The organism is Streptomyces sp. NPDC024687 (assembly GCF_055559055.1).
Genome location: NZ_JBVHLJ010000003.1, coordinates 144,230 through 165,143, shown reverse-complemented (window position 1 = coordinate 165,143; position 20,914 = coordinate 144,230). Strand labels below are relative to the sequence as shown.

General features: G+C 68.7%; 19 protein-coding genes. 5 read left to right on the top strand and 14 right to left on the bottom strand.

Features of this window, described 5'->3' with window-relative positions; all coding sequences use genetic code 11:
• From ACZ39I_RS12560 to ACZ39I_RS12520, 9 genes are all read right to left on the bottom strand, one after another.
• Positions 1-585, bottom strand: a complete 585-nt coding sequence (locus tag ACZ39I_RS12560) for a Uma2 family endonuclease (RefSeq protein WP_467244498.1) — start codon at positions 583-585, stop codon at positions 1-3.
• A 95-nt stretch (positions 586-680) separates the two neighbouring features.
• A complete protein-coding gene (locus ACZ39I_RS12555; protein ID WP_467245099.1) occupies positions 681-1,958 on the bottom strand; it encodes a thymidine phosphorylase in 1,278 nt (425 codons plus the stop codon).
• A gap of 27 nt (positions 1,959-1,985) precedes the next feature.
• Positions 1,986-2,387, bottom strand: a complete 402-nt coding sequence (locus ACZ39I_RS12550) for a cytidine deaminase (RefSeq protein WP_451477762.1) — start codon at positions 2,385-2,387, stop codon at positions 1,986-1,988.
• A complete protein-coding gene (locus ACZ39I_RS12545) occupies positions 2,384-3,667 on the bottom strand; it encodes an ABC transporter permease (RefSeq protein WP_467244497.1) in 1,284 nt (427 codons plus the stop codon). The genes ACZ39I_RS12550 and ACZ39I_RS12545 overlap by 4 nt, the downstream gene beginning before the upstream one ends.
• On the bottom strand, positions 3,667-4,794 hold the full coding sequence (locus tag ACZ39I_RS12540) for an ABC transporter permease (protein WP_467244496.1): 1,128 nt from the start codon (positions 4,792-4,794) through the stop codon (positions 3,667-3,669). Before ACZ39I_RS12540 ends, ACZ39I_RS12545 begins: the two co-directional genes overlap by 1 nt.
• Positions 4,791-6,338: an ABC transporter ATP-binding protein gene (locus ACZ39I_RS12535; protein WP_467245098.1), complete on the bottom strand. Its 1,548-nt coding sequence runs from the start codon at positions 6,336-6,338 to the stop codon at positions 4,791-4,793. The genes ACZ39I_RS12540 and ACZ39I_RS12535 overlap by 4 nt, the downstream gene beginning before the upstream one ends.
• Before the next feature lie 295 nt (positions 6,339-6,633).
• A complete protein-coding gene (locus ACZ39I_RS12530) occupies positions 6,634-7,692 on the bottom strand; it encodes a BMP family lipoprotein (protein WP_467244495.1) in 1,059 nt (352 codons plus the stop codon).
• Between the two features lie 287 nt (positions 7,693-7,979).
• Positions 7,980-9,200 carry a M20 family metallopeptidase gene (locus tag ACZ39I_RS12525; protein WP_467245097.1) on the bottom strand — a complete coding sequence of 407 codons (1,221 nt, stop codon included), beginning with the start codon at positions 9,198-9,200 and terminating at the stop codon, positions 7,980-7,982.
• Positions 9,201-9,776: 576 nt separating this feature from the next.
• Positions 9,777-10,184, bottom strand: a complete 408-nt coding sequence (locus ACZ39I_RS12520; protein WP_467244494.1) for an ATP-binding protein — start codon at positions 10,182-10,184, stop codon at positions 9,777-9,779.
• A 203-nt stretch (positions 10,185-10,387) separates the two neighbouring features.
• Here ACZ39I_RS12520 and ACZ39I_RS12515 point away from each other — a divergent pair, with 203 nt between their 5' ends.
• From ACZ39I_RS12515 to ACZ39I_RS12495, 5 genes are all read left to right on the top strand, one after another.
• Entirely contained in the window at positions 10,388-11,239 is an 852-nt protein-coding gene (locus ACZ39I_RS12515; protein ID WP_467244493.1) for a helix-turn-helix domain-containing protein, read from the top strand.
• An 8-nt stretch (positions 11,240-11,247) separates the two neighbouring features.
• Positions 11,248-11,448 carry a DUF397 domain-containing protein gene (locus tag ACZ39I_RS12510; RefSeq protein WP_467244492.1) on the top strand — a complete coding sequence of 67 codons (201 nt, stop codon included), beginning with the start codon at positions 11,248-11,250 and terminating at the stop codon, positions 11,446-11,448.
• A 5-nt stretch (positions 11,449-11,453) separates the two neighbouring features.
• On the top strand, positions 11,454-11,654 hold the full coding sequence (locus ACZ39I_RS12505) for a DUF397 domain-containing protein (RefSeq protein ID WP_467244491.1): 201 nt from the start codon (positions 11,454-11,456) through the stop codon (positions 11,652-11,654).
• Positions 11,655-11,729: 75 nt separating this feature from the next.
• Entirely contained in the window at positions 11,730-12,389 is a 660-nt protein-coding gene (locus ACZ39I_RS12500) for a class I SAM-dependent methyltransferase (protein WP_467244490.1), read from the top strand.
• A gap of 11 nt (positions 12,390-12,400) precedes the next feature.
• Positions 12,401-13,414: a hypothetical protein gene (locus ACZ39I_RS12495; protein ID WP_467244489.1), complete on the top strand. Its 1,014-nt coding sequence runs from the start codon at positions 12,401-12,403 to the stop codon at positions 13,412-13,414.
• Between the two features lie 111 nt (positions 13,415-13,525).
• Here ACZ39I_RS12495 and ACZ39I_RS12490 read toward each other — a convergent pair whose 3' ends face one another.
• The 5 genes from ACZ39I_RS12490 to ACZ39I_RS12470 all read right to left on the bottom strand — a co-directional run bounded on the left by ACZ39I_RS12490 (position 13,526) and on the right by ACZ39I_RS12470 (position 20,910).
• Positions 13,526-14,041: a hypothetical protein gene (locus ACZ39I_RS12490; RefSeq protein ID WP_467244488.1), complete on the bottom strand. Its 516-nt coding sequence runs from the start codon at positions 14,039-14,041 to the stop codon at positions 13,526-13,528.
• Positions 14,038-18,777, bottom strand: a complete 4,740-nt coding sequence (locus ACZ39I_RS12485; RefSeq protein WP_467244487.1) for a putative T7SS-secreted protein — start codon at positions 18,775-18,777, stop codon at positions 14,038-14,040. Before ACZ39I_RS12485 ends, ACZ39I_RS12490 begins: the two co-directional genes overlap by 4 nt.
• Positions 18,777-19,376, bottom strand: a complete 600-nt coding sequence (locus tag ACZ39I_RS12480) for a hypothetical protein (RefSeq protein WP_467244486.1) — start codon at positions 19,374-19,376, stop codon at positions 18,777-18,779. The genes ACZ39I_RS12485 and ACZ39I_RS12480 overlap by 1 nt, the downstream gene beginning before the upstream one ends.
• Positions 19,373-19,741 carry an SseB family protein gene (locus ACZ39I_RS12475; RefSeq protein ID WP_467244485.1) on the bottom strand — a complete coding sequence of 123 codons (369 nt, stop codon included), beginning with the start codon at positions 19,739-19,741 and terminating at the stop codon, positions 19,373-19,375. Before ACZ39I_RS12475 ends, ACZ39I_RS12480 begins: the two co-directional genes overlap by 4 nt.
• Positions 19,742-19,845: 104 nt before the next feature.
• Complete coding sequence (locus tag ACZ39I_RS12470) at positions 19,846-20,910, bottom strand: hypothetical protein (protein WP_467245096.1); 1,065 nt, start codon at positions 20,908-20,910, stop codon at positions 19,846-19,848.
• Between the last annotated feature and the right edge of the window lie 4 nt (positions 20,911-20,914).

Sequence of the window (20,914 nt, the reverse complement as noted above, 5' to 3'; positions counted from 1 at the left end):
TCACGTCTCGGGGAATTCGCTGGTGTCGATGACGAGGTCGAAGGGCGCCGGGATGGTGAGGAGTTCGCCGAACTTGGCGACGGCCAGGGGGCGGTAGACGTCCCCCTGAGGCTCTCCGTAGAGCGTCGCGGTGGGACCTTCGGGCGCCCAGCGGTCGACGAGAAGGTAGAGCGGGATGCCCGCGGATGCGTAGGCGGCCGGCTTGCTCACACGGTCGTGGCGGGCGTTCTTCCTGGAGGTGACCTCCACGACGAGTTCGGCGACGGCAGCCGGCAAGTAGGTCTCCGCGTCGGTGCACTCCTCGATCGGGGCGACCAGGATGTCCGGGATGAACATCCCCAACTGCGACGGAACAGCGATGGCCTGGGTCTGGAACACCCCCCAGTCATCGGGGATCACGGAGTAAAGGCGGCGCTGAATACGTTCCGCGATCACGTTGTGACGCGGCGCGGGAGCAGGTGACACGGTGATGATCCCCTCGATGATCTCCACCTTGCTGCCCTCGGGCCATTCCATCTCGTCCCAGAGCTGGACGAGGTCGTCCCAGCTCTGGCCGGGATCGTGGCCCACAGTGAGTGCGCTCATGGCGGTCTCCTATCGGTGCGTCACCGAGTCCAGCATGCCGAACGGGACCGGTGGCGGTCCACCGATCCCGTTCACCCGAAAGAGGAAACCCCAGGTCAGGCGATGCGTTCCAGCACCACCGGCGACGCCGTGAAGGCCGTCCCCGTCGCCCCGATGTCGTAGGAACCCTCGATCGACTCGAGGGCGTACTCGAAGCGTTCGGGGGTGTCGGTGTGCAGGGTCAGCAGGGGCTGGCCCTCGGTGACCGTGTCGCCGGGCTTGGCGTGGAGTTCCACGCCCGCGCCCGCCTGCACCGGGTCCTCCTTGCGGGCACGCCCCGCGCCGAGCCGCCAGGCGGCGACGCCGATGCCGTAGGCGTCGAGGCGGGTCAGGACGCCCGAGGCCGGCGCCTTGATCACGTGCTGCTCGCGAGCCACGGGCAGTTCCGCGTCCGGGTCGCCGCCCTGCGCCGCGATCATCCGGCGCCAGACGTCCATCGCCGAGCCGTCGGCCAGGGCCTTCGCGGGGTCGGCGTCCTTCACGCCCGCCGCGTCGAGCATCTCGCGGGCCAGTGCGAGGGTCAGCTCCACCACGTCCGACGGGCCGCCGCCGGCCAGGACCTCGACCGACTCGCGGACTTCGAGGGCGTTGCCCGCCGTGAGACCGAGCGGGGTCGACATGTCCGTCAGGAGCGCGACCGTCTTCACGCCGTGGTCCGTGCCCAGGCCCACCATCGTGGACGCCAGCTCCCGCGCGTCCTCGATGGTCTTCATGAAGGCGCCGGTGCCGACCTTCACGTCCAGGACCAGGGAACCCGTACCCTCCGCGATCTTCTTCGACATGATCGAGGAGGCGATCAGGGGGATCGCCTCGACCGTGCCGGTGACGTCACGCAGGGCGTACAGCTTCTTGTCGGCGGGAGCCAGACCGTCGCCCGCCGCGCAGATGACCGCGCCGGTGGTGTCGAGGACGTTCAGCATCTCCTCGTTCGACAGCAGCGCGCGCCAGCCCGGGATCGACTCCAGCTTGTCGAGCGTGCCGCCGGTGTGGCCGAGACCGCGGCCCGAGAGCTGCGGCACGGCCGCGCCGCAGGCCGCCACCAGGGGCGCCAGCGGGAGCGTGATCTTGTCGCCGACGCCGCCCGTGGAGTGCTTGTCGGCCGTAGGGCGGGACAGGGACGAGAAGTCCATGCGCTCGCCCGAGGCGATCATCGCGGCGGTCCAGCGGGCGATCTCACGGCGGTTCATGCCGTTGAGCAGGATCGCCATCGCAAGCGCGGACATCTGCTCGTCGGCGACCTCCCCGCGGGTGTACGCGTCGATGACCCAGTCGATCTGCTCGTCGCTGAGTTCACCGCGGTCGCGCTTGGTGCGGATGACGGAGATGGCGTCCATGGCCATGCAGGGCTTTCCTTCCGGGAATTACTTGGTGAGATGGCCCGGCCCGAAGGCCTGCGGCAGCATCTCCGACAGCGGCAGGATGCCCGCCGGGGTCTCCAGGAGCAGGTCCGGGCCGCCGAACTCGTACAGCAGCTGACGGCAGCGGCCGCAGGGGACGAGGATCTCGCCCCGGCCGTCCACGCACGTGAAGTGCGTGAGGCGGCCGCCGCCGGTGTTCTGCAGCTCCGAGACCAGACCGCACTCGGCGCACAGGCCGAGGCCGTAGGAGGCGTTCTCGACGTTGCAGCCGGTGACGGTACGGCCGTCGTCGACCAGGGCGGCCACGCCGACCGGGTAGCCGGAGTAGGGGGCGTACGCCCGGGACATGGCGTCCCGGGCCCGCTCGCGCAGCGACTCCCAGTCGACGTCGGACCGCGCGGTCACTTGCCCTGGCCCTTCCGGTAGCGCATGCCGTCCGCCTTGGGCATCCGCAGGCGCTGCGCGGACAGCGACAGCACCAGCAGCGTGACGACGTACGGGGTGGCGCCCACGAAGTCGCTCGGGACCTCGTCGGTGACCAGGTACCAGACCAGGACGCCCGCGGCCACCATGAGGCTGATGCCGCCCTGCCAGTGCGCCTTCTTGTACAGCTTCCAGCCGGCCATCGCCAGGAGCAGCACGAACAGCAGGAGCAGCAGCGCGTGGACGGTCTCGCCGCCGTTGCGCAGCTGGAGCGCGTCGGAGTAGCCGAACAGGCCCGCGCCCATGGCGAGTCCGCCGGGCCGCCAGTTGCCGAAGATCATGGCGGCGAGGCCGATGTAGCCGCGGCCTCCGGTCTGGCCCTCCAGGTAGGTGTGCGAGGTGACCAGCGCCAGGAAGGCGCCGCCGAGGCCGGCGAGGCCGCCGGAGATCGCCACGGCCATGTACTTGTACTTGTAGACGTTGACGCCGAGGGACTCGGCGGCGATCGGGTTCTCGCCGCAGGAGCGCAGCCGCAGGCCGAACGCGGTGCGCCACAGCAGCCACCAGCTGCCGACGAACAGCGCGAACGCCAGGACCGTCACGATGGACAGGTTGGTGAACAGGCCGCCGAGGATGCCCGCGATGTCGGAGATCAGGAACCAGTGATGGTTCTCGACGGAGTGCAGCCCGCTGGAGAGGCCCGGGACGTCGAAGCTGGGCAGAGTATCCACGGGCGGGGACTGCTTGGGGTTGCCGCCCGCTTCCTCCGCCTTGCCTTCCACGAAGAAGAGCTTGGCGAGGTACTGGGTGGTGCCGAGCGCGAGGAGGTTGATCGCGACACCGGAGACGATGTGGTCAACGCCGAAGGTGACGGTCGCGACCGCGTGCAGCAGACCGCCCACGACGCCGAAGCCGACGCCGCACAGCAGGCCGAGCCAGGGGCTGGACTGCCAGCCGATCCAGCCGGCGCCGAAGGTGCCGAGGATCATCATGCCCTCGAGGCCGATGTTGACCACGCCGGACCGCTCGGACCACAGACCGGCGAGGCCAGCGAGGCCGATCGGCACGGCGAGACTGAGCGCCGCCGAGACCTGGCCCTCGGAGGTGAGCTGGTCGGAGCCGGAGATGACGCGGACCGCGGCGACGAGCAGCAGCGCACCGGCGACGATCATGAGGATCTGGCCGAGGGAGCGGCCCGACCGGGTGGCGGTGTCCGCCTTGGGTGCCGCGGGGGGCGGCGTGTGGGTCGTCGTGGCAGTCATCACGCCACCTCCTGCTTCTGGGTCGGGGCTGCGGCCTGGGCGGCGAGCTCGGCGCCGACCCGCTGCTGCTGGCGCTTGAGCCCGTAACGGCGTACGACTTCGTAGGCGATGACGACGGACAGGACGATGACGCCCTGGATCACGCCGAGGATCTCCTTGTCGTAGCCCTCGAACTCCAGGTGGTTGGTGGTGCGCTCGAGGAAGCCCCACAGCAGCGCGCCCAGCGCGATGCCGACCGGGTTGTTGCGGCCGAGCAGGGCGATGGCGATACCGGTGAAGCCGATGCCTACGGGGAAGTCGTTGCTGAACTGGTGGCTGTCGTTGAGCAGGGTCGGCATGCCGATCAGGCCGGCCACCGCGCCCGAGATGAGCATGCTGGTGGCGATCATCTTCTTCACCGAGACACCGCTCGCGGCGGCGGCGCTCTCGGACTGGCCGACGGTGCGCAGGTCGAAGCCGAAGCGGGTGCGGCCGAGGACGAACCAGTACGCGATGCCGACGAGCACGGCGATGACGATGAAGCCCCACAGCACGCCCGCGGCGCCGGTGTCGATCTGGAAGAAGTACGAGGACGACGGCAGCGGCTTGGTGGAGACGACCGTGCCGCCGGCCTGGAGTTCGGCGAGCTTTCCGGGCTGGAGCAGGTAGGCGATGATCGCGGTGGCGATCGCGTTGAGCATGATCGTCGAGATGACCTCGCTGACGCCGCGGGTCACCTTGAGGATGCCCGCGATGCCCGCCCACACGGCGCCGGTGCCCATGGCGCACAGGATGATCAGCGGGATGGAGATCCAGCCGGGCGTGGTCAGCGCGCCGCCGAGGACGGCGGCGAAGAACGCGGCGATGCGGTACTGGCCGTCGACGCCGATGTTGAACAGGTTCATGCGGAAGCCGATGGCCACCGCGACACCCGCGAGGTAGTACGTCGTCGCCTTGTTGAGGATGTAGACCTGGCTGTCGCTGGCGGAGCCGTAGGTCAGCATGTCGCTGAAGGCGGCGCCCGGGTTCTTGCCGGTCGCGAGGATCACCAGGGTGGTGACGACGAGCGCCGCGACGACCGCGAGCAGCGGGGCCGCGATGCCGAGGAGCAGCCGCTCCCTGTCGATGCGTTGGGTCAGCTTGTTCATCGGGCGTCGTCCTCGTGGTCCGCTGCGGAGTCCGCTGCGTGCTCCAGGTGGCCGGTGGCGGCACCGGTCATGGCGGAGCCCAGCTCCTCGGGGGTGATGGTGGCGGGGTCGGCGTCGGCGACCAGTCGGCCGCGGTACATCACCCGCAGGGTGTCGGACAGGCCGATGAGCTCGTCCAGGTCGGCGGAGATCAGCAGCACGGCCAGGCCCTCGCGGCGGGCCTCGCGGATGTGGTCCCAGATCGCGGCCTGCGCGCCGACGTCCACACCGCGGGTGGGGTGGGCGGCGATGAGCAGCTTGGGCGCGTGGCTCATCTCGCGGCCGACGATCAGCTTCTGCTGGTTGCCGCCGGACAGAGAGGCGGCGGTGACGTCGATGCCGGGGGTGCGGACGTCGTACGCCGTGATGATGCGCTCGGTGTCCGTGCGGGCGGCCTTGATGTCGAGCAGCTGGCCGCGGGAGTTGGGCTTCTCGGTGACGTGGCCGAGGATGCGGTTCTCCCACAGCGGTGCCTCGAGGAGCAGGCCGTGGCGGTGGCGGTCCTCGGGGATGTAGCCGACGCCGGCCTCGCGGCGGTGGCGGGTGGCAAGGTGGGAGATGTCGGTGCCGTCGAGGGTGACCGTGCCGGAGTCGGGGTCGCGGATGCCCATGATGGCCTCGACCAGTTCGGACTGGCCGTTGCCCTCCACGCCGGCGATCCCGAGGACCTCGCCCTTGTGGATGGTGAAGGAGATGTCGTCGAGGATGATCCGCTCGATGCCGTCGAGGTCGGTCTGGGCCAGGCGCAGGCCGTCCAGCTTCAGCAGCGGGACGTCGGTGACCGTGGACTCCTCGGTCTCCGGCGTGGGCAGTTCGCTGCCCACCATCAGCTCGGCGAGCTGCTTGGGGGTCGTACCGGCGGGCTCGACCGTGCCGACGGTGGTGCCGCGCCGGATGACGGTGATCTCGTCGGCCACCGACAGGACCTCGCCGAGCTTGTGCGAGATGAAGATGACGGTGAGGCCCTCGGCCTTGAGCTCGCGCAGGTTGGCGAAGAGGGCGTCGACCTCCTGCGGGACGAGGACGGCGGTGGGCTCGTCGAGGATCAGGGTCTTGGCGCCGCGGTAGAGGACCTTGAGGATCTCCACGCGCTGGCGGTCGGCGACGCCGAGCTCCTCGAGCAGCACATCCGGCCGGACGTTCAGGCTGTACGCGTCGGAGATCTCCCTGATCTTCGCGCGGGCCTTGGCGCCGATGCCGTACAGCTTCTCCGCGCCCAGGACGACGTTCTCCAGGACGGTGAGGTTGTCGGCGAGCATGAAGTGCTGGTGCACCATGCCGATGCCACGGGCGATGGCGTCGGCGGGGGTGTGGAAGTTGACCGTCTCGCCGTTCACCGTGATGGTGCCCTCGTCCGGCTGCTGCATGCCGTAGAGGATCTTCATCAGGGTGGACTTGCCGGCACCGTTCTCACCGCACAGGGCGTGCACGGTGCCCGTGCGGACGGTGATGTCGATGTCCTTGTTGGCGACGACGCCGGGGAATCGCTTGGTGATGCCGCGCAGTTCGACGGCAGCGGGAGGGCTGGACGCGTTGATGGCGCACTCTCCTCGGGGAAAAGGGGCTGCGTAGGGGAGGGCAGGCGTCGGCGACGCTGGGGCCTGTCCGGGGGACCATGCCGGTGTCACGGGGGCACGTGCGCAGACAAGGTACCGCTGCTTGGTGCCGGCCTGATCCGCCGGACGGGCCTTGGCGCGGCTACTCCGTGCTACACGCGTAGAGTCGCCACATTGTTATGGCTCGGCGAGGGGGTTGTCGAGGCCCCTTCGCCGAGCCCGGGTTCCGGCGGGAACCGTCAGGTCAGCTGGTCTTGACCTTGACGGTGCCGTCGACGATCTTCTTCTTCGCGGCGTCCAGCTGCGGCTGGATGTCGTCGATGAAGCCACCGCTGGTGGCCAGGCCGACGCCGCTCTTCTCGAGCGAGTAGATCTGGTTGCCGGTCAGCGGCTTGCCGTCGTGGACGGACTTGATGAAGTCGTAGACGCCGACGTCGACGTTCTTGACCATCGAGGTGAGGATCGAGTTCTTGTACTTGCTCAGACCCGCGATGTTGTACTGGTCCGAGTCCACGCCGATGGCCCAGGCGCCCTTGACGCCGGAGACGGCCTCGATCGAGCCGTTGCCGGAGGAGCCGGCCGCGGCGTAGATCACGTCGGCGCCGGCGTCGAGCATGCCGGACGCGGCCTCCTTGCCCTTGTCGGGGCTGGCGAAACCGGAGAAGTCCGAGCCGTGGGTCAGGTACTGGACGTCGACCTTGGCCTTGGGGTTGGTGTCCTTGACGCCCTGGGCGTAGCCCGCCTCGAACTTCTTGATCAGCGGGGTGTCCACGCCGCCGATGAAGCCGACGTGGTTCTTCTTGGTCTTCAGCGCCGCGGCGACACCGGCCAGGTAGGAACCCTGCTCCTCGGTGAAGGTGATGCTGTCGACGTTCTTGGCCTTCGCGACCGCGTCGATAAGGCCGAAGTTGACCTTCGGGTACTTGGCAGCGACCTTGTCGACCGAGGTGGCGTAGGAGAAGCCGATGGCGACGATCGGGTTGTAGCCGGCGTCGGCGAGGTCGGTCAGGCGCTGCTCGCGGTCGGCCTCCGTGTCGGAGCTCTTGGCGGTGAGCTCCTTGATGGAGCCGCCGAACTCCTTCTCGGCCTTGTCGGCACCGCGCGCGGCGGAGTCGTTGAAGGAACGGTCACCACGGCCGCCGACGTCGTAGGCGAGACCGATCTTGATACCGCCCTTGCCGCTGCCGGCGGAGGCGGACGAGGAGCTGTCGTCCTCGGAGGAGGTGCTGCCACAGGCTGTGGCAGTCAGTGCGAGAGCTGCGGTGGCGATACACGCAGCGGAAAGCTTGGCTACCCGGCGCACGGGAGGCTCCTTCACCTGACCTGAGCGCCTTGTCGGCGCTTCATGTGAGCACCATGCCAGTGCCCGGGCCTGTACGCCCCTGCGGCGTTGGCTTCGCGGCATCGTAACGCGCGTAGATGTCGGAAACAGACCTCTTCCGAAGCCGTTATCGATTCGAGGCAAACAGCGTCTGAACTCAGGCTCTTCGGGCTTCGCACACCGGGATTTCGATGTGCGCACGATTGGCTTACAACCGTGTTGCGCCAGCCAGCGGAACGGCCCCGAGGGACCGTTCCGTCACGCTCGGGTCACTGTGCGGCATCCAGCAGGGCCGCCGCCGTGAACATCTCCACGCCTACGGTGATGGCGGACTCGTCGGCGTCGAAGTCGCCCTGGTGGAGGTCGCGTACGGTCCGCTCGCCCGGCGTGCGGACCCCGAGGCGGGCCATGGCGCCGGGGACGCGCTGCAGGTACCAGGAGAAGTCCTCGCCGCCGAGGCTCTGCTCGGTGCTCTCGACGGAGTCGGCGCCGCGCCGGGCGGTCATGGCCTCGCGGATCAGCTCGGTGACGTCCCCGTCGTTGACGACGGGCGGCACGCCCCGTACGTAGTTGATCTCGGACTTGGCCCCGTACAGATTGGCGACCTCGTCGATCGCGGCGACCACGATGTCCGGGGCCTGCTGCCAGGTGTCGAGGTCGAGGCAGCGCACGGTCCCGGAGAGCTCGGCGTGCTGCGGGATGACGTTCGGGGCGTGCCCCGACTCGATCCGCCCCCAGGTCACGGCGAGCCCGGCCCGCGTGTCGACCCGTCGCCCGACGAGGGCGGGCACGTCGGTGACGACGCGGGCGGCGGCGGTGACGAGGTCGGTGGTGAGGTGCGGCCGGGCGGTGTGCCCGCCGGGCCCGTCGAGGGAGATCTCCAGCCGGTCGCACGCGGAGGTGATCGCACCGGTCCGGAGCCCGATCTTCCCGGCGTCGACCCGCGGGTCGCAGTGCACGGCGAGCATCTTGCCGACGCCCTCCAGCACCCCGCACTCGATGGCGTCGGCGGCACCGCCGGGCAGCACTTCCTCGGCGGGCTGGAAGATCAGCCGCACGGGCCGCGGCAGCAGCCCCCGCTGGTGCAGGTCGGCGAGGACGAGTCCGGCGCCGAGCACGACGGTCGTGTGCACATCGTGTCCACAGGCATGCGCCCGATCGGGCACGGTCGACCGGTACGAGCACTCGGTCTTCATGTCCGGGATGGGCAGGCCGTCGATGTCGGCGCGCAGGGCGAGCATGGGCTTTTCGCCGTCCCACTCCCCGATGTCACAGACGAGACCGGTCCCCACGGCGAGCACCCGGGGCTTCAGCCCGGCGCGCTCCAGCCGCTCCTTGATCGCCGCGGTGGTTCGGAACTCCTGATTGCCGAGCTCCGGGTGCATGTGCAAGTCGCGCCGGAAGTGGACCAGTTCGGCGTGCAGCGCGTCGCTCAGCACGCCGGGAAGCACGGCTTCCCCGGGCAGATCGACCTCGGACTCCAGTGACATCAGTTGCTTCACCCTCTAAAGGGTAGGACGCCGGGGCGACCAACCGACCCGCGATCAACAAAACTTCAACCCGCCGTGGGAAGAAAATCTGGCCGCTCGACGCATGGATGTGATTTGAGATGGGTAGGAACCACCTTTCCCACACATACCATGCCGGGCTCGCGTCCGGTGGTTCTGTTTCATCTGTCGAAACAGGATCGGGATGAGGTTGGAGCCGGTCCGGGCCATCACGGCGAGGTGCGGCCGGGCCACGTCGGGTGATCGACGGTGGTGGGGACCGTCGTGGACGACGGGCAGGCAGCGTGCGACTGCCGCGAGCCAGGGCTGAGGGCGATGGAGGTCGCCGCCTGTGCTTGCGGTCACCCTTTGCACTTAAGGGAACCGTGTCCATCCCCACCCCGGTTCCCCATCCACTCGCCGCCACACCACCCGGCGTGCACGCGAACCACGACCGCGCGCCGCGACGCAGCCGACCTCGGGCCTCGCCCACCCGGCCCCGTGCTGGAGTGAGCCGTGTCACGGGTGGCCCGGAGGGTCATCGGCACCGAAAGAAGCGGGCGGCCCCACGGTCACCTCTCAAGCCGCGCCCAGCTCACACCACACGAACTTCCCCCGGTTGCCGTGCCGGGCCAACGGCTGCCAGCCCCACAGATCGGCACAGGCCTTGACCAACGCGAGCCCCCGCCCCTCCTCCACCTCTCCCATGGCGCTCAGCTCACCGGGCGGCTCAGGAGGCCCAGGGTCCGCATCCCACGCCCCGATCCGCAGCACGCCGACCGACCAGCGCACCCGCAGTGCGGCCGGCCCCTTCGTATGGCGTACGGCATTGGAGACCAGCTCGGCCGCGAGGAGCTCGGCGGTGTCGGTCAGGCGGATCAGGCCGTGCATCGTGAGGATGAGCCGGAGGGTGCGGCGGGCGACGGTGACGGCTCGGACGTCGTTCGGGATGTACAGGGTGTACTCCCAGGGGGCGTTTTCGGGCATGGTTCAACTCCAGTTCGGGCGTTGGTACGGGATGAGCACGCGGTGGCATCGCCGCAACCGTCACGACAGGACGAAGCAGTGCACTTCCGCAGAGTGTGCGTTGCATCACCGACAGTAGGGATTAGCGTTTAGGTTTCGCAAGCCGATCCCGTAATCTGAATCCGAACGAGCCGCGCCGCCAGGCGCATTGGGAGGAGTAGGCGATGGCGCTGAGGCGCGAACCGACCGCACGTCAGTTGCGCCTGGCGCTCGAACTCCGAAGGCTCCGCGAAGCAGCAGGACTGACGAACCGCCAGGCAGCGGACCTGCTCGGAGTGAGCACCGCACAGATCAGCCAGATCGAGTACGGACTAGCCGGAGTCAGCGAGAAGCGCCTACGTCGGATCGCGGCAAATTACACGTGTGCCGACGCCGAGCTGGTCGAGGCACTAGTGGTGATGGCGACCGACCGTACCCAGGGCTGGTGGGAGGAGTACCGAGGGGCCCTTCCCGCCGCCTACCTGGACCTCGCCGAGCTGGATCACCACGCCACATTTCGCCACGACGTGGCAGTCATCCACGTGCCTGGACTGTTCCAGACGGAGGACTACGCCCGGGCCCTCTTCGCCTACATGAACCCGGAGTTTCCCGACAGCGAGGTGGATCTCCGCGTAGATCACCGGATGAAGCGGAAGGTCGTCATCGAAGGCCCCTCTCCGCTGCCGTACGACACCGTGATCCACGAGGCGGCACTTCGCATCAAAGTGGCGGGGCGTACCGCGATGCGGACCCAGTTGACCCGAATCTTGGATATCTCCGAAGCCGACCACGTCACCGTTCGAGTCATCCCCTTCGCTCTGGACGACTTCGCGGGGGCCGGAAGCGCCCTGGTGCACCTGGGCGGAGCGGTCCCCCAGCTGGACACTGTGGTTCGCGATGCCCCGCACGGAACGGCCTTCTTGGACTCCGAGGCTCAACTGGAGCACTTTCGAAAGCTCTTCCGTAAGGTGACGGAGGGGTCACTCCCTCCGGAGCAGTCTCGTGACCTCATCCACCAGTTGACCAAGGAACTGTGAGGACCGTCATGACCGCCCTGACCCTGTGGAAGAAGTCGTCCTTCTCAGGTGGAGGTGAGGGCAACGATTGCGTGGAAGTGGCGGACCTGTGCTCCTACATAGCCGTACGCGACTCCAAAGCCCCGACCAGGGCCACCCTCACCTTCCCGCCCCACACCTTCACCGCCTTCCTCGAAGCCCTCAAGTCCCCGCGCCCTGGCGCCCGGTGACCGGCATGACCATCCCGACCCAGTGGAAGAAGTCGTCCTACTCCGGTCCCGGCGACGGCGACTCCTGCGTCGAGATAACAAACTCACCCACTCACATAGCCGTCCGCGACTCCAAGACCCCGGCCGGTGCCAACCTCACCTTCCCGCCCCACACCTTCACCGCCTTCCTCGAAGCCCTCAAGTCCCCGCGCCCTGGCGCCCGCTGACCACCAGGCAAACTCCACGCGGCGCTCCGTAACTTCCCACCCGCCGCCCCGAGACCCCCCGCTAGGGTGCAGCGAGTGAACGCCGAGATCCCCGACTTCATACGGGCCACCCGAACCGCGTACGACACGATCGCCGCGCCCTACACCGAGCAGTTCTCCGACTGGGCCGGCATCCCCACGCTGGACAGAGCCCAGATCACCGGCTTCGCGGAGTTGGTGAAGGAGCAGAGCAAGGGCCCGGTGGCCGACATCGGCAGCGGCCCGGGACACGTGACCGCGGCGCTCCACGACCTCGGCGTCCGGGTCTTCGGCGTGGACGTCTCCCCGAAGATGGTGGAACTGGCCCGCAGAGCCCACCCGGACCTCCGCTTCCACGTGGGCTCGATGACGTCGCTCGACCTGCCGTCGGAAACCCTGGGCGGCATCACCGCGCTGTACTCGATCATCCACGTCCCGGACGACCACCTCCCGACGGCGTTCGCAGAGTTCCACCGCACCCTGGCCCCCGGCGCCCACGCCCTGATCGGCTTCCAGTACGAGCCCGGCGGCACCCACATGCACCTGGACGAACGCTTCGGCCACAAGATCTCCCTGGACTACTGGTTGCGCGCCCCGGAGGCAGTTGCCGAGCCTCTCACCAAGGCCGGCTTCCAGGTAATCCTCCGGGTCCTCAGGGAACCCCTCGGCGAGGAAAAGCTGGCCCGCGCATACCTGGTGGCGCAGAAACCGGCGTAGGACAGCATCAATTGAGCGACAGGCGGGAGCCGGACAGGGTCACCGGAACGAAGATCCGCTCGGACGCTAACCTCCGACGCATGGTTCAATCCCCGCGCTCCCTGCAGCTCATCACGCGGCTCGTTGACGGGCACATCTGCGCCTATGACCTGGCTGCCGATGCCAGGGGCGTGCTGTCGCCCGCGATGGTCTTTCGGCCGGCTCCCGAGGACGACGTCGTTGACCACACCGTTGCCGCCGGTCTTCGGCGCGCCTACTACACGACCCTCAACGCGGCCGTCTGCGTGACGGCGGACGGGGCCGAGGTCTGGCGGTCGCAGTTCGAGCCACAGTCGGATCAGCAATACGGACACCGGCCCAGCTGCGTGCTGTCGTGGGACGACCGTGTGGTGTGGGTCTACCGGCCTGACGCCATGGCCGGCCGTAACCGCCCCGACCAGTGGGTCGCCTTGGACGCCGAGGCCGGAACGGTCATCGCGCAGGCGGATCTCCAGACCGTCGGGCACGGCGGACAGCAACTGCGGCACCCGACGAGTGATCAGGTCCTCCTCGACGTGGGCGAAGGGCAGGACGGCTCGGTCATCTACCGTGCGTCGCTGACCGGGGGCCGGATGGACCTCTTCTGCTATCCCTGGAGCGACCGTTGCCTCATCGGCCTGTCGCCCGACGGACACCACTTCATGACCGTTCACCACGACCAGGCCGACATCGCCATCCACACCTACCCCGACGGCGAGGTGACGTTCACCCTCTCCGTCGACGCCTTCGGACAGGACCCGGATGAGGTCTACGTGGAATGGAGTGGCGGGTACCTGAGTCCGGACACTGCCATCGTCACCCTCGTCGGCGAAACCGAGGACGAGCAGGAGTGGTTCCGTCACTACCGCGTCGATGTGCGCTCGGGCCAAGTCCGCACTGAGTTCGACGCGCACTCTGCCAATCCCTACGACATCCAGCCCCTTGGCGACGGAACCTGGCTCACCACAGATCCCTCCGGTCACCCGAACCGCTGGACCGACTCATAGAAGTCCCGGGCGGCACACGCTTCAAGATCTTGCTGCGAGTGCTCAGGGAGAGCCCTCGGCAAGGAGAAGTTGTCCCGAGCGTTCCCGGTAGCGAGGAAAAAAGGGGATCCCTCACTTCCTGAGCAATTCTGCCGCATCTCCCTGAGAGATCTCCATCAGCGCCTCGTGCATGTAGGAATCCATGTCGCTTGCGTAGGCTGGTAGCTCCAGTCGCTGAGAGCAGAAAGTGACATGCGCGGTGAGTGAGTCGCCATCGATTCCCCCCTCGGACAGCGAGATATATCCCAGCGCCGGCCACCGCTGGCTGGCCGGTACGGCCAGCAGGGCTGAGCAGGCGTATCCGAGAGACCTTCGCAGGAGTGACGCACGCCTCTCGGGGCCGGATTTCGGGAGGTCATAGTCCATCATGCCGCGACCGTTCACGGTGGCCTCGTAGTGAACGACGTCCTCGAACTCCTGCATCCCAACTCCGGAGTAGCCGGAATAGAGGGCTCTAAGTAGTTGCGCCTCGCCGTCCATAATCCACCCCTCGCGCACGACTGCACGGAACTGGTCCGGTGCGTCTTCTTCTCGAACGCGAAATTCGACACCTTCGAGGAGATCGGCCATACTGGCATTCATCTTCATGGTCGATTTTCTCCCAACATGCGCAGCCCCTTGTCAATACCGGCCTGAAATCCAGGGCTTTTACCGACTTCCTTCTCGATGGAGCGTGGAAGTCCATCGAAGTTCCCAGTTTCAAAATTATACTGGTATTTCGCGGTGAGATTGCTTTGGTCTTGGAAGTGCAACTGTCCGGCCCGCTGCCCGGGATTAGGGTTCTCGACATCGATGCGATACGGGCCATGGTTCCACATTGTCTTGCTCGTCACTTGTGTGCCGTTGGCGCCGATCATGCCGCTGGCACTAGCAGCCGGAGGAGGCTCCTCGATCCCGTACAAGCGGCGCATGTCCTCAATGCGCCGACTGACAACATCAGGGTTATAGGGGTCGTTCCTGAAAGCCGGTTGTGAGCTGTGCCCCCTGGGCAGGGGGCGGCACCCCGCCAGGCCGAGAGGATCTATCCACGTGTGTGGATTGTGGACGTAGGTAGTGGGATTGGGTGCGGGGGCGAGTCCCAGGGGATCGAGGGTGATGTAACGGCCGGTTTCCGGGTCGTAGTGCCGGAAGTAGTTGTAATGCAACCCCGTTTCCGGGTCGAAGTACTGGCCCGGGAAGCGGAGTGGTGTGTAGGCCGTGCTGTCCGCAGCCCATGCTGTTGTGCCCCACAGGGTGCTGCGGGTGCGCCAGGCTATGTCGCCGGACTCGTCGATGAGTTCGGTCGGGGTGCCGACCAGGTCGGTGACTATGGCGAAGAAGCGGGAGTCGATTTCGTCCTGGGGGGCGTCGGCGGCTGTGATGCGTTCCGTCTGGGTGAGGGGGTGCAGGCCCTGGTGGTTCCAGGTCAGCGTCACCGGGTTGGGGAGGGACGGGGACCTCGTCGTCTGCTCGCAGAGGGTCGTGCCGTCCCAGGTGAAGTCCACCTGTTCCAGGACCGAGGTGCCGTCCGCCGCCAGGCGTTGCTTCGCGATGCGGCGGCCCAGCGGGTCGTAGCGGTAACGCCACACCGTGCCGTCAGGGGTTGTCACCGCCGTCAGTCGGTCCTCCGCGTCCCACTCGTAGCGCCACGTGTCCGGCTTGCGGGACAGGCGGGTTTTCTGGCGGAGGGTGATGCGGCCCGCTTCGTCGTGTTCGTAGCGAATGGCGCCGGCACGGGTGATGCGGGTGCCCGTGTAGGTGCGGTCGCCGGTCGAGTCGTGGCCCGGGTGGCTTGACGGCCAGGTCGCCTGCGTCTGGTTGCCCGCCTCGTCGTAGGCGTACGTCTCCGTCCAGTTCGCCGCGTGGACGGCCGTCACCCTGCCTGCCACGTCCAGGTCGAAGTGGCGCGTGCCGTTCAGGTGGTCGTCGATGGCCGTGAGGTTGCCGTCGGCTCGGTAGGTGTACGCGCGGTGCTGGAGGTGGGTGCCGGCCGGGCCGACGATGTCTTGCTTCGTCAGGCGGCCCAGGGGGTCGAAGGCCTGGGTGAGAGTGACCGACTCGGCTATGTGGCGGGTCAGTTCACGGCCCGCCTCGTCGTGCGTGAAGGTGAGGGTCCGGCCCGACACCGCCATGCCGGTGCGGTTGCCCGACGCGTCGTACGACCACGTCGTCGTCGCTGCGGACGGCGTGGTGCGGCTGGTGCGGCGGCCCAGCACGTCGTACGTGTGGGTGAGCGTGCGGCCATTGACCGTCTCCGACAGCACGCGGCCCGCTTCGTCCCGGTGCAGGATCAGGGTCGCGTCCGGGCCCGCCGCCTCCGTCAGGGCGCCCGTCAGGTCGTACCCGTACGTCGTGACCGCACCCGCCGCCTCCTTGCGGATCATCTGGCCCAGGACGTCCCGCGAGAAGTGGATCGACTGGCCGGAAGCGGTCGTGGTGGCTCTCAGCTGCCCTGCCCGGTCATGGTCGTACGTCAGCCTGCGGTCGTCGAAGTCCGTCTCCGCGACCAGGCGGCCTGCCGGGTCGTACTCGTAACTCCACGTCAGGCCCTGCGGGTTCACCACCTGCGTGAGGCGTAGTTCCGTGTCGTGGTCGAACTCGTGGCGCACGCCGTCCGGGTCCGTGCGGGCGGCCAGCAGGTCGAAGTGGGTGTATTCGTAGCGGGTCACCGCGCCCGACGCGTCCGTGTGGGCCGTGCAGTTGCCCTCGCCGTCGTAGGTCCAGGACTCCGCCGTGCCGTCCGCCGCCGTACGGCGGGACAGGCGGCCCTCCACCGTCCACTCCAGGTGGGTCACGGAGCCCGTCGGGTCCGTGATCGTCACCGGGCGGCCGAAGGCGTCGCGTTCGTAGCGGGTCACCGCGCCCAGGGGGTCGGTGATCTCCAGGGGCAGGCCCGCCGCGTTGCAGCGGACCCTTGTAGTGTGCCCGAGCGCGTTGGTGACGGACTCCAGGTGGCCCTGGTCGTCGTACGTGAAGCGGGTCGTCGTGCCCGAGCCGTCGGTCACCGCCGTGCGGTTGCCGAACTCGTCGAACTGCTGGGTGACGTGGGTGCCGTCGGGGCCGGACAGCGCCACCGGCATGCCCTGGGCGTCGTAGGCGATGCTGGTGTAGCGGCCGTCGGGGCGGACGGCCATGACCGTGCGGCCCGCCTCGTCGTAGGCATAGCCGCGCGTGCGGCCCAGTGGGTCGGTGACGGCCAGCGGGCGGTGGGCCCGGTCGTGGGTGGTGTGGGTCGTGGCGCCGTCCGGGGTGGTCACCGCTGCCACTTGCAGGTCGCTGTTGATCTCGTAACGGGTGCTGTGTCCCAGCGAGTTGACCGCCGTTACCGTCCGGTGCCCGGTGGTCGGGTCGGGGTCGCCGTAGGAGTACGTGTAGCTCAGGTGGCCCGCCTCACCGCCCTGTGACGTGCAGCGGTCCTCGTCGTCGTAGACGTAGTGGTACGAGGAGTCGTTGGTGTCGGTCCAGGCGGTGATCCGGCCGGTGGAGTCGTTGGTGAAGCGGGTCGGCAGGCCCGAGGAGTTCGTCACCGTCGACAGGTGGACCTGCGCGTCGTAGGTGAAGCGAACCAATTCGATGTCGTCGGTCAGATGCAGGGCCGTGATCCGGCCGCCCTCGGTTGTGATCCTCAGGTCGTAGCCGGACGAGTGCACGATGCCCTTGGGGGCGCCCTCGTCGTCGTACTCGAAGGTGAGCCACTGGCTGCCCGAGCGGTCGATCAGCTGGGAAAGCAGGGCTATGCCGTCGCCGCCCGGACCCGCGAAGTCCCAGACACGGCCGGACTCCGGGTCGGTGACCGTGTAGTCGCCCCACTCGTCCACCGTCAGCGGCCAGGAAGCGCCCTCCAGCGGTAGCACCGGGACGCCTGGCGCCGGGTGCGGATACGCCAGCAACGAGCCGTCCTCGCGGACGAAGATGACTCCCTCGGCATCGATCTCCAGCCGCTGGTCCGCCGTCGACGTCCAGCACGGGCCGAACCAGCGGCCCGACCGGTACGACGACTCGAACTGGCGGGTGAAGATCAGGGGCAGCCGCGCGGGGAGGGTCACATCGGTCTGGGGCAGGGACATGCGGCCGGTGGCCATGTCGATCGGGTCGCTGCCGAAGAGCTTGCACTTCAGTTCCCGGGCGACGTCCATGAGTCCCCGGCGTGTGCCCTGCCGTGCGGCTCCCGTCGCCGCGTCCTTCGCCAGCCCGCGCAGAGCGTCACGCCCAACTGCCCGGCCCAGGCCGCCCGCGCCCTTCCCTCCGATCAGGTTCGAGAGCAGATACCCCGCCGAGTCCCCCGGATCGCTCGACCACCCCGTCCCCAGGATCGACATCGGCAACCGCTCCGGGTGCGCCGCCGTCCCCACCAGGCCCGCCAGCAGCAGCTGGGAGTTCTTCGTCCACTCCCCGGGGTGGGTCAGGTTGTACGGGTCCAGGGGGTTGACCGTGCGGGCGAGTTTGAGGACGTCGGTGCCGCCGCGCAGGAGGCCGCCCAGGACGTGGACCGAGTTGAGCTGGGTGCCGACGAACAGGTCGGCCGCGCCAGCGCCCAGGCGGTCGGTGAACTCCGGTTTCGGCGGGGCCGATTCCAGGGCCGCGGCCAGCTTGCGGCGGGCGTCCTGCGCCGCGTCCGTGCGCAGACGGCGGGCGTGGGACAGGATCTCCTGTGCTTCCTCGCGGCCCGCCGTTCCAGGGTCGACGAAGTCGCCCGGTTTCGTCGGCTTCGCTCCCGGATCGCCCCCCGCCTCGGCGGTCGCGTTGTAGCGGTCGGCTGCCCGGGTGTACGCCGAGACCTGCGCGTCGTAGGCGTCCGCCGCCCGCCGGTAGGCGTCCTGCGCGGCCCGGTATTTCTCGATCGCCGCCTGCGCCTGCTCCTGCGCCCAGCGGACCGTGTCCGCGTACGACTCCAGCGCCGCGGCCGCCTCCGTGCACGCGTCCGCCGCCGTCAACCACTGCTTCGGCTGTACGTCGAACTTCGCGCGGAACGCGTCCGCCGCCTGGCCCCGCCACTCGCCCGGGTCGAGCGAGCGCATGCCCTGGCCGACGTTCTCGAAGGCGGCCGCGAACTTCCGCAGGTGCCCGGCCCGTTCGCGGAGCGCCGGCTCGCTGCCGTGGACGAGTTCCTTCGGGTCCTCGCTCTCGCCCAGGGCGCGCTCGGCGACCGTGCCGCCCAGGCGGTTGTTCACGCTCTCGCCGAAGTCGCGGACCTTCTCGGCCGCGCCGTCGGCGCCCACGTCCGACAGCAGTCCCGCCGTCTTGTCCGTGCCCCAGTTGACTGCCTCGCCGACGCCCTTGTTCAGGCCGTCGGCCGCGCTCTCCAGACCGTCGCCGAAGTCGTCGACCAGATCCCCGAAGCCCATCAGTCCTCGCCCTCCCCGTCAGAGCTCGAAGAGGGGGGCCCGCTCCACTGCCAGTCCGTCCGGGGATCGAAGAACGCGTCCGGTGTCACCGTCGATGTCGAGACGTCTTCCGCAGCCTCGGTCCAGGCCGCCTTCACCTCGTCCGCGCCCGACGTGAAGGACTCCGCGCTGTAGTCCGCGTTCGCCACCTGGCTGACCGGGTTGTCCTTCAGCGTCTCCGACCAGGAACGTGCCTTCACCTCGTCCGGGGTCAGGTACGGGTTGCCCGTACCGGCCGTCCACACCGACTTCAGGGTGTCGGAGACGTACTGCTCCTGCTCGTGGTAGATCCCCGCCGACAGACCCAGTCGGCCCGCGAACTCGTTCGCGTCCTGCATCAGCGAGCGCACGCCCCAGCCCCAGCGGTCGCAGAAGTCGGCGAAGACCTGCTGGAGGCTGTCGTCGCCCACCTCCAGTCCGGTCATCGAGAGGTCGTCGAAGCCGCGGCCCAGGTTCGCCTCGATGTCGAAGCCGAACTCCTTCAGCTCCGCCATCGCCTGGTTGATGCCTCGGGTGATCCGTTCCATCGCCTCCGGATCGACCTGGTAGCCGTCGCTCACGTCGCCGACTCCTTCGAAGCGACGTCCACGGCCACCGCGTCCGGCACGATCCCCGTCACCGGGGGCAGCACGAGACCCGTCGGGCTCCCCGCGTCCACCGCGATCCCCGTAGGACCGTCCACCCTCGGGATCACCTGGTCCAGCAGACGCGCGCCGTACACCGGTACGCGCTCCGGTACGGCCTCACCCCGCGCCTCGGCGAATCGTTCCAGCGCCGGGAGATCCGTGAACGCGAACAGCCAGCGGATCCCGCCCGCCTCCGCCGACAGCAACGACCCGTCCACGACCGGCACCAGTACCTGGCTGCGCCGGAACTCCCCCACTGCCGCACACAGGTTGCCCTGCCGCAACGTCTCGGCATCCACGCCAGCCGCCCCCGTCGTCACCCTCATCGAACGTCGCACAAGTGAACGACGATGCTAGACGATGCGGCTGAGAGCGACTTGGGCGTTTTCGGCCAGGCCCGAACTCACACCGCCGCCACCGCCGACAACCGATGCACATCCCGGGCCGTCCCCGTGACCCCCGACAAGAACCCCTGCGCCCGCGGCGAGGCCGTCTCCGTCAGCCACTCCGGGTCGATGTCGCAGACCGCCACGCGGACCCCCGTGCCCGCCAACGCCAGCGGCAGGGTGTGCACGACCGTCGAGGGGAAGCTGAGGATCGTACGGCCGATGGGTCCGCGTCGGGCGATCAGCTCGAGGGGGAGGTCGGGGCGGACGATCTCCAGCCCCGTCTCCACGGCCAGCCGGTGGAGCTTCTCCGTCGACTCGCGGCGGTGGGCGAAGTAGCGGGTCGCGCCATGGGACTTGGCCAGGCGGGTGACCGCCTCCACATAGCGGTCGGCGTCCACCACGCCTGTCTCCACCAGCGAGGTGCCGACCATGTCCGCGCCCTTCGTGATGCGCGGCGGGCCGAAGCGGCCGCGGGTCCAGGCGAAGGAGTGGGACGAGACCGTCACGCCTGCCGGGGTCTCCGCCATCGGCATCGAGGAGAAGATCTCGACTTCCCTGCCCTCCCCCGGCGTCAGGCGTTTGCGGGCCGCCGCCGATATCGGGGCGAAGGCGAGGTCGCGGGGGCTCGGGCGGCCGCCCTTGCGGTGCCAGCGCACCAGGCGTTCACCGCGGGCCAGTTGGGCGACGAACTCCATCGTCGCCGTGCCGTCGTCGACCACGACCACGGCGGAGGCCCTGGTGATGGTGAGCAACAGCTGGACATAGCGGGAGAAAGGGTCGCCCAGGACCATACGGTCCGCTCTGCGGAGCATGCCCGCCAGGCCGCCGATGGTCTGGAAGGGGGCCGCGGGGCCGCCCCTCGCCTCCTCCCAGCGGACCTCGTGGCCCTCCTCGCGGGCCAGTTCCGCCATGCGGCGCAGCTGGCCGCGGGTCATGGGGTCGGTGGGGGACAGCACGACGAGGGTGAGCTGCGCGCCGGGCGCGTGCCCGTGCGCCCACTCCAGCACGTTGAGCAGCTGGACCGGGCTCTCCACGAACGCGAGAGTGCGGGGGCCGGTGTTCCCGGCGCGGGGGCTCATCGAC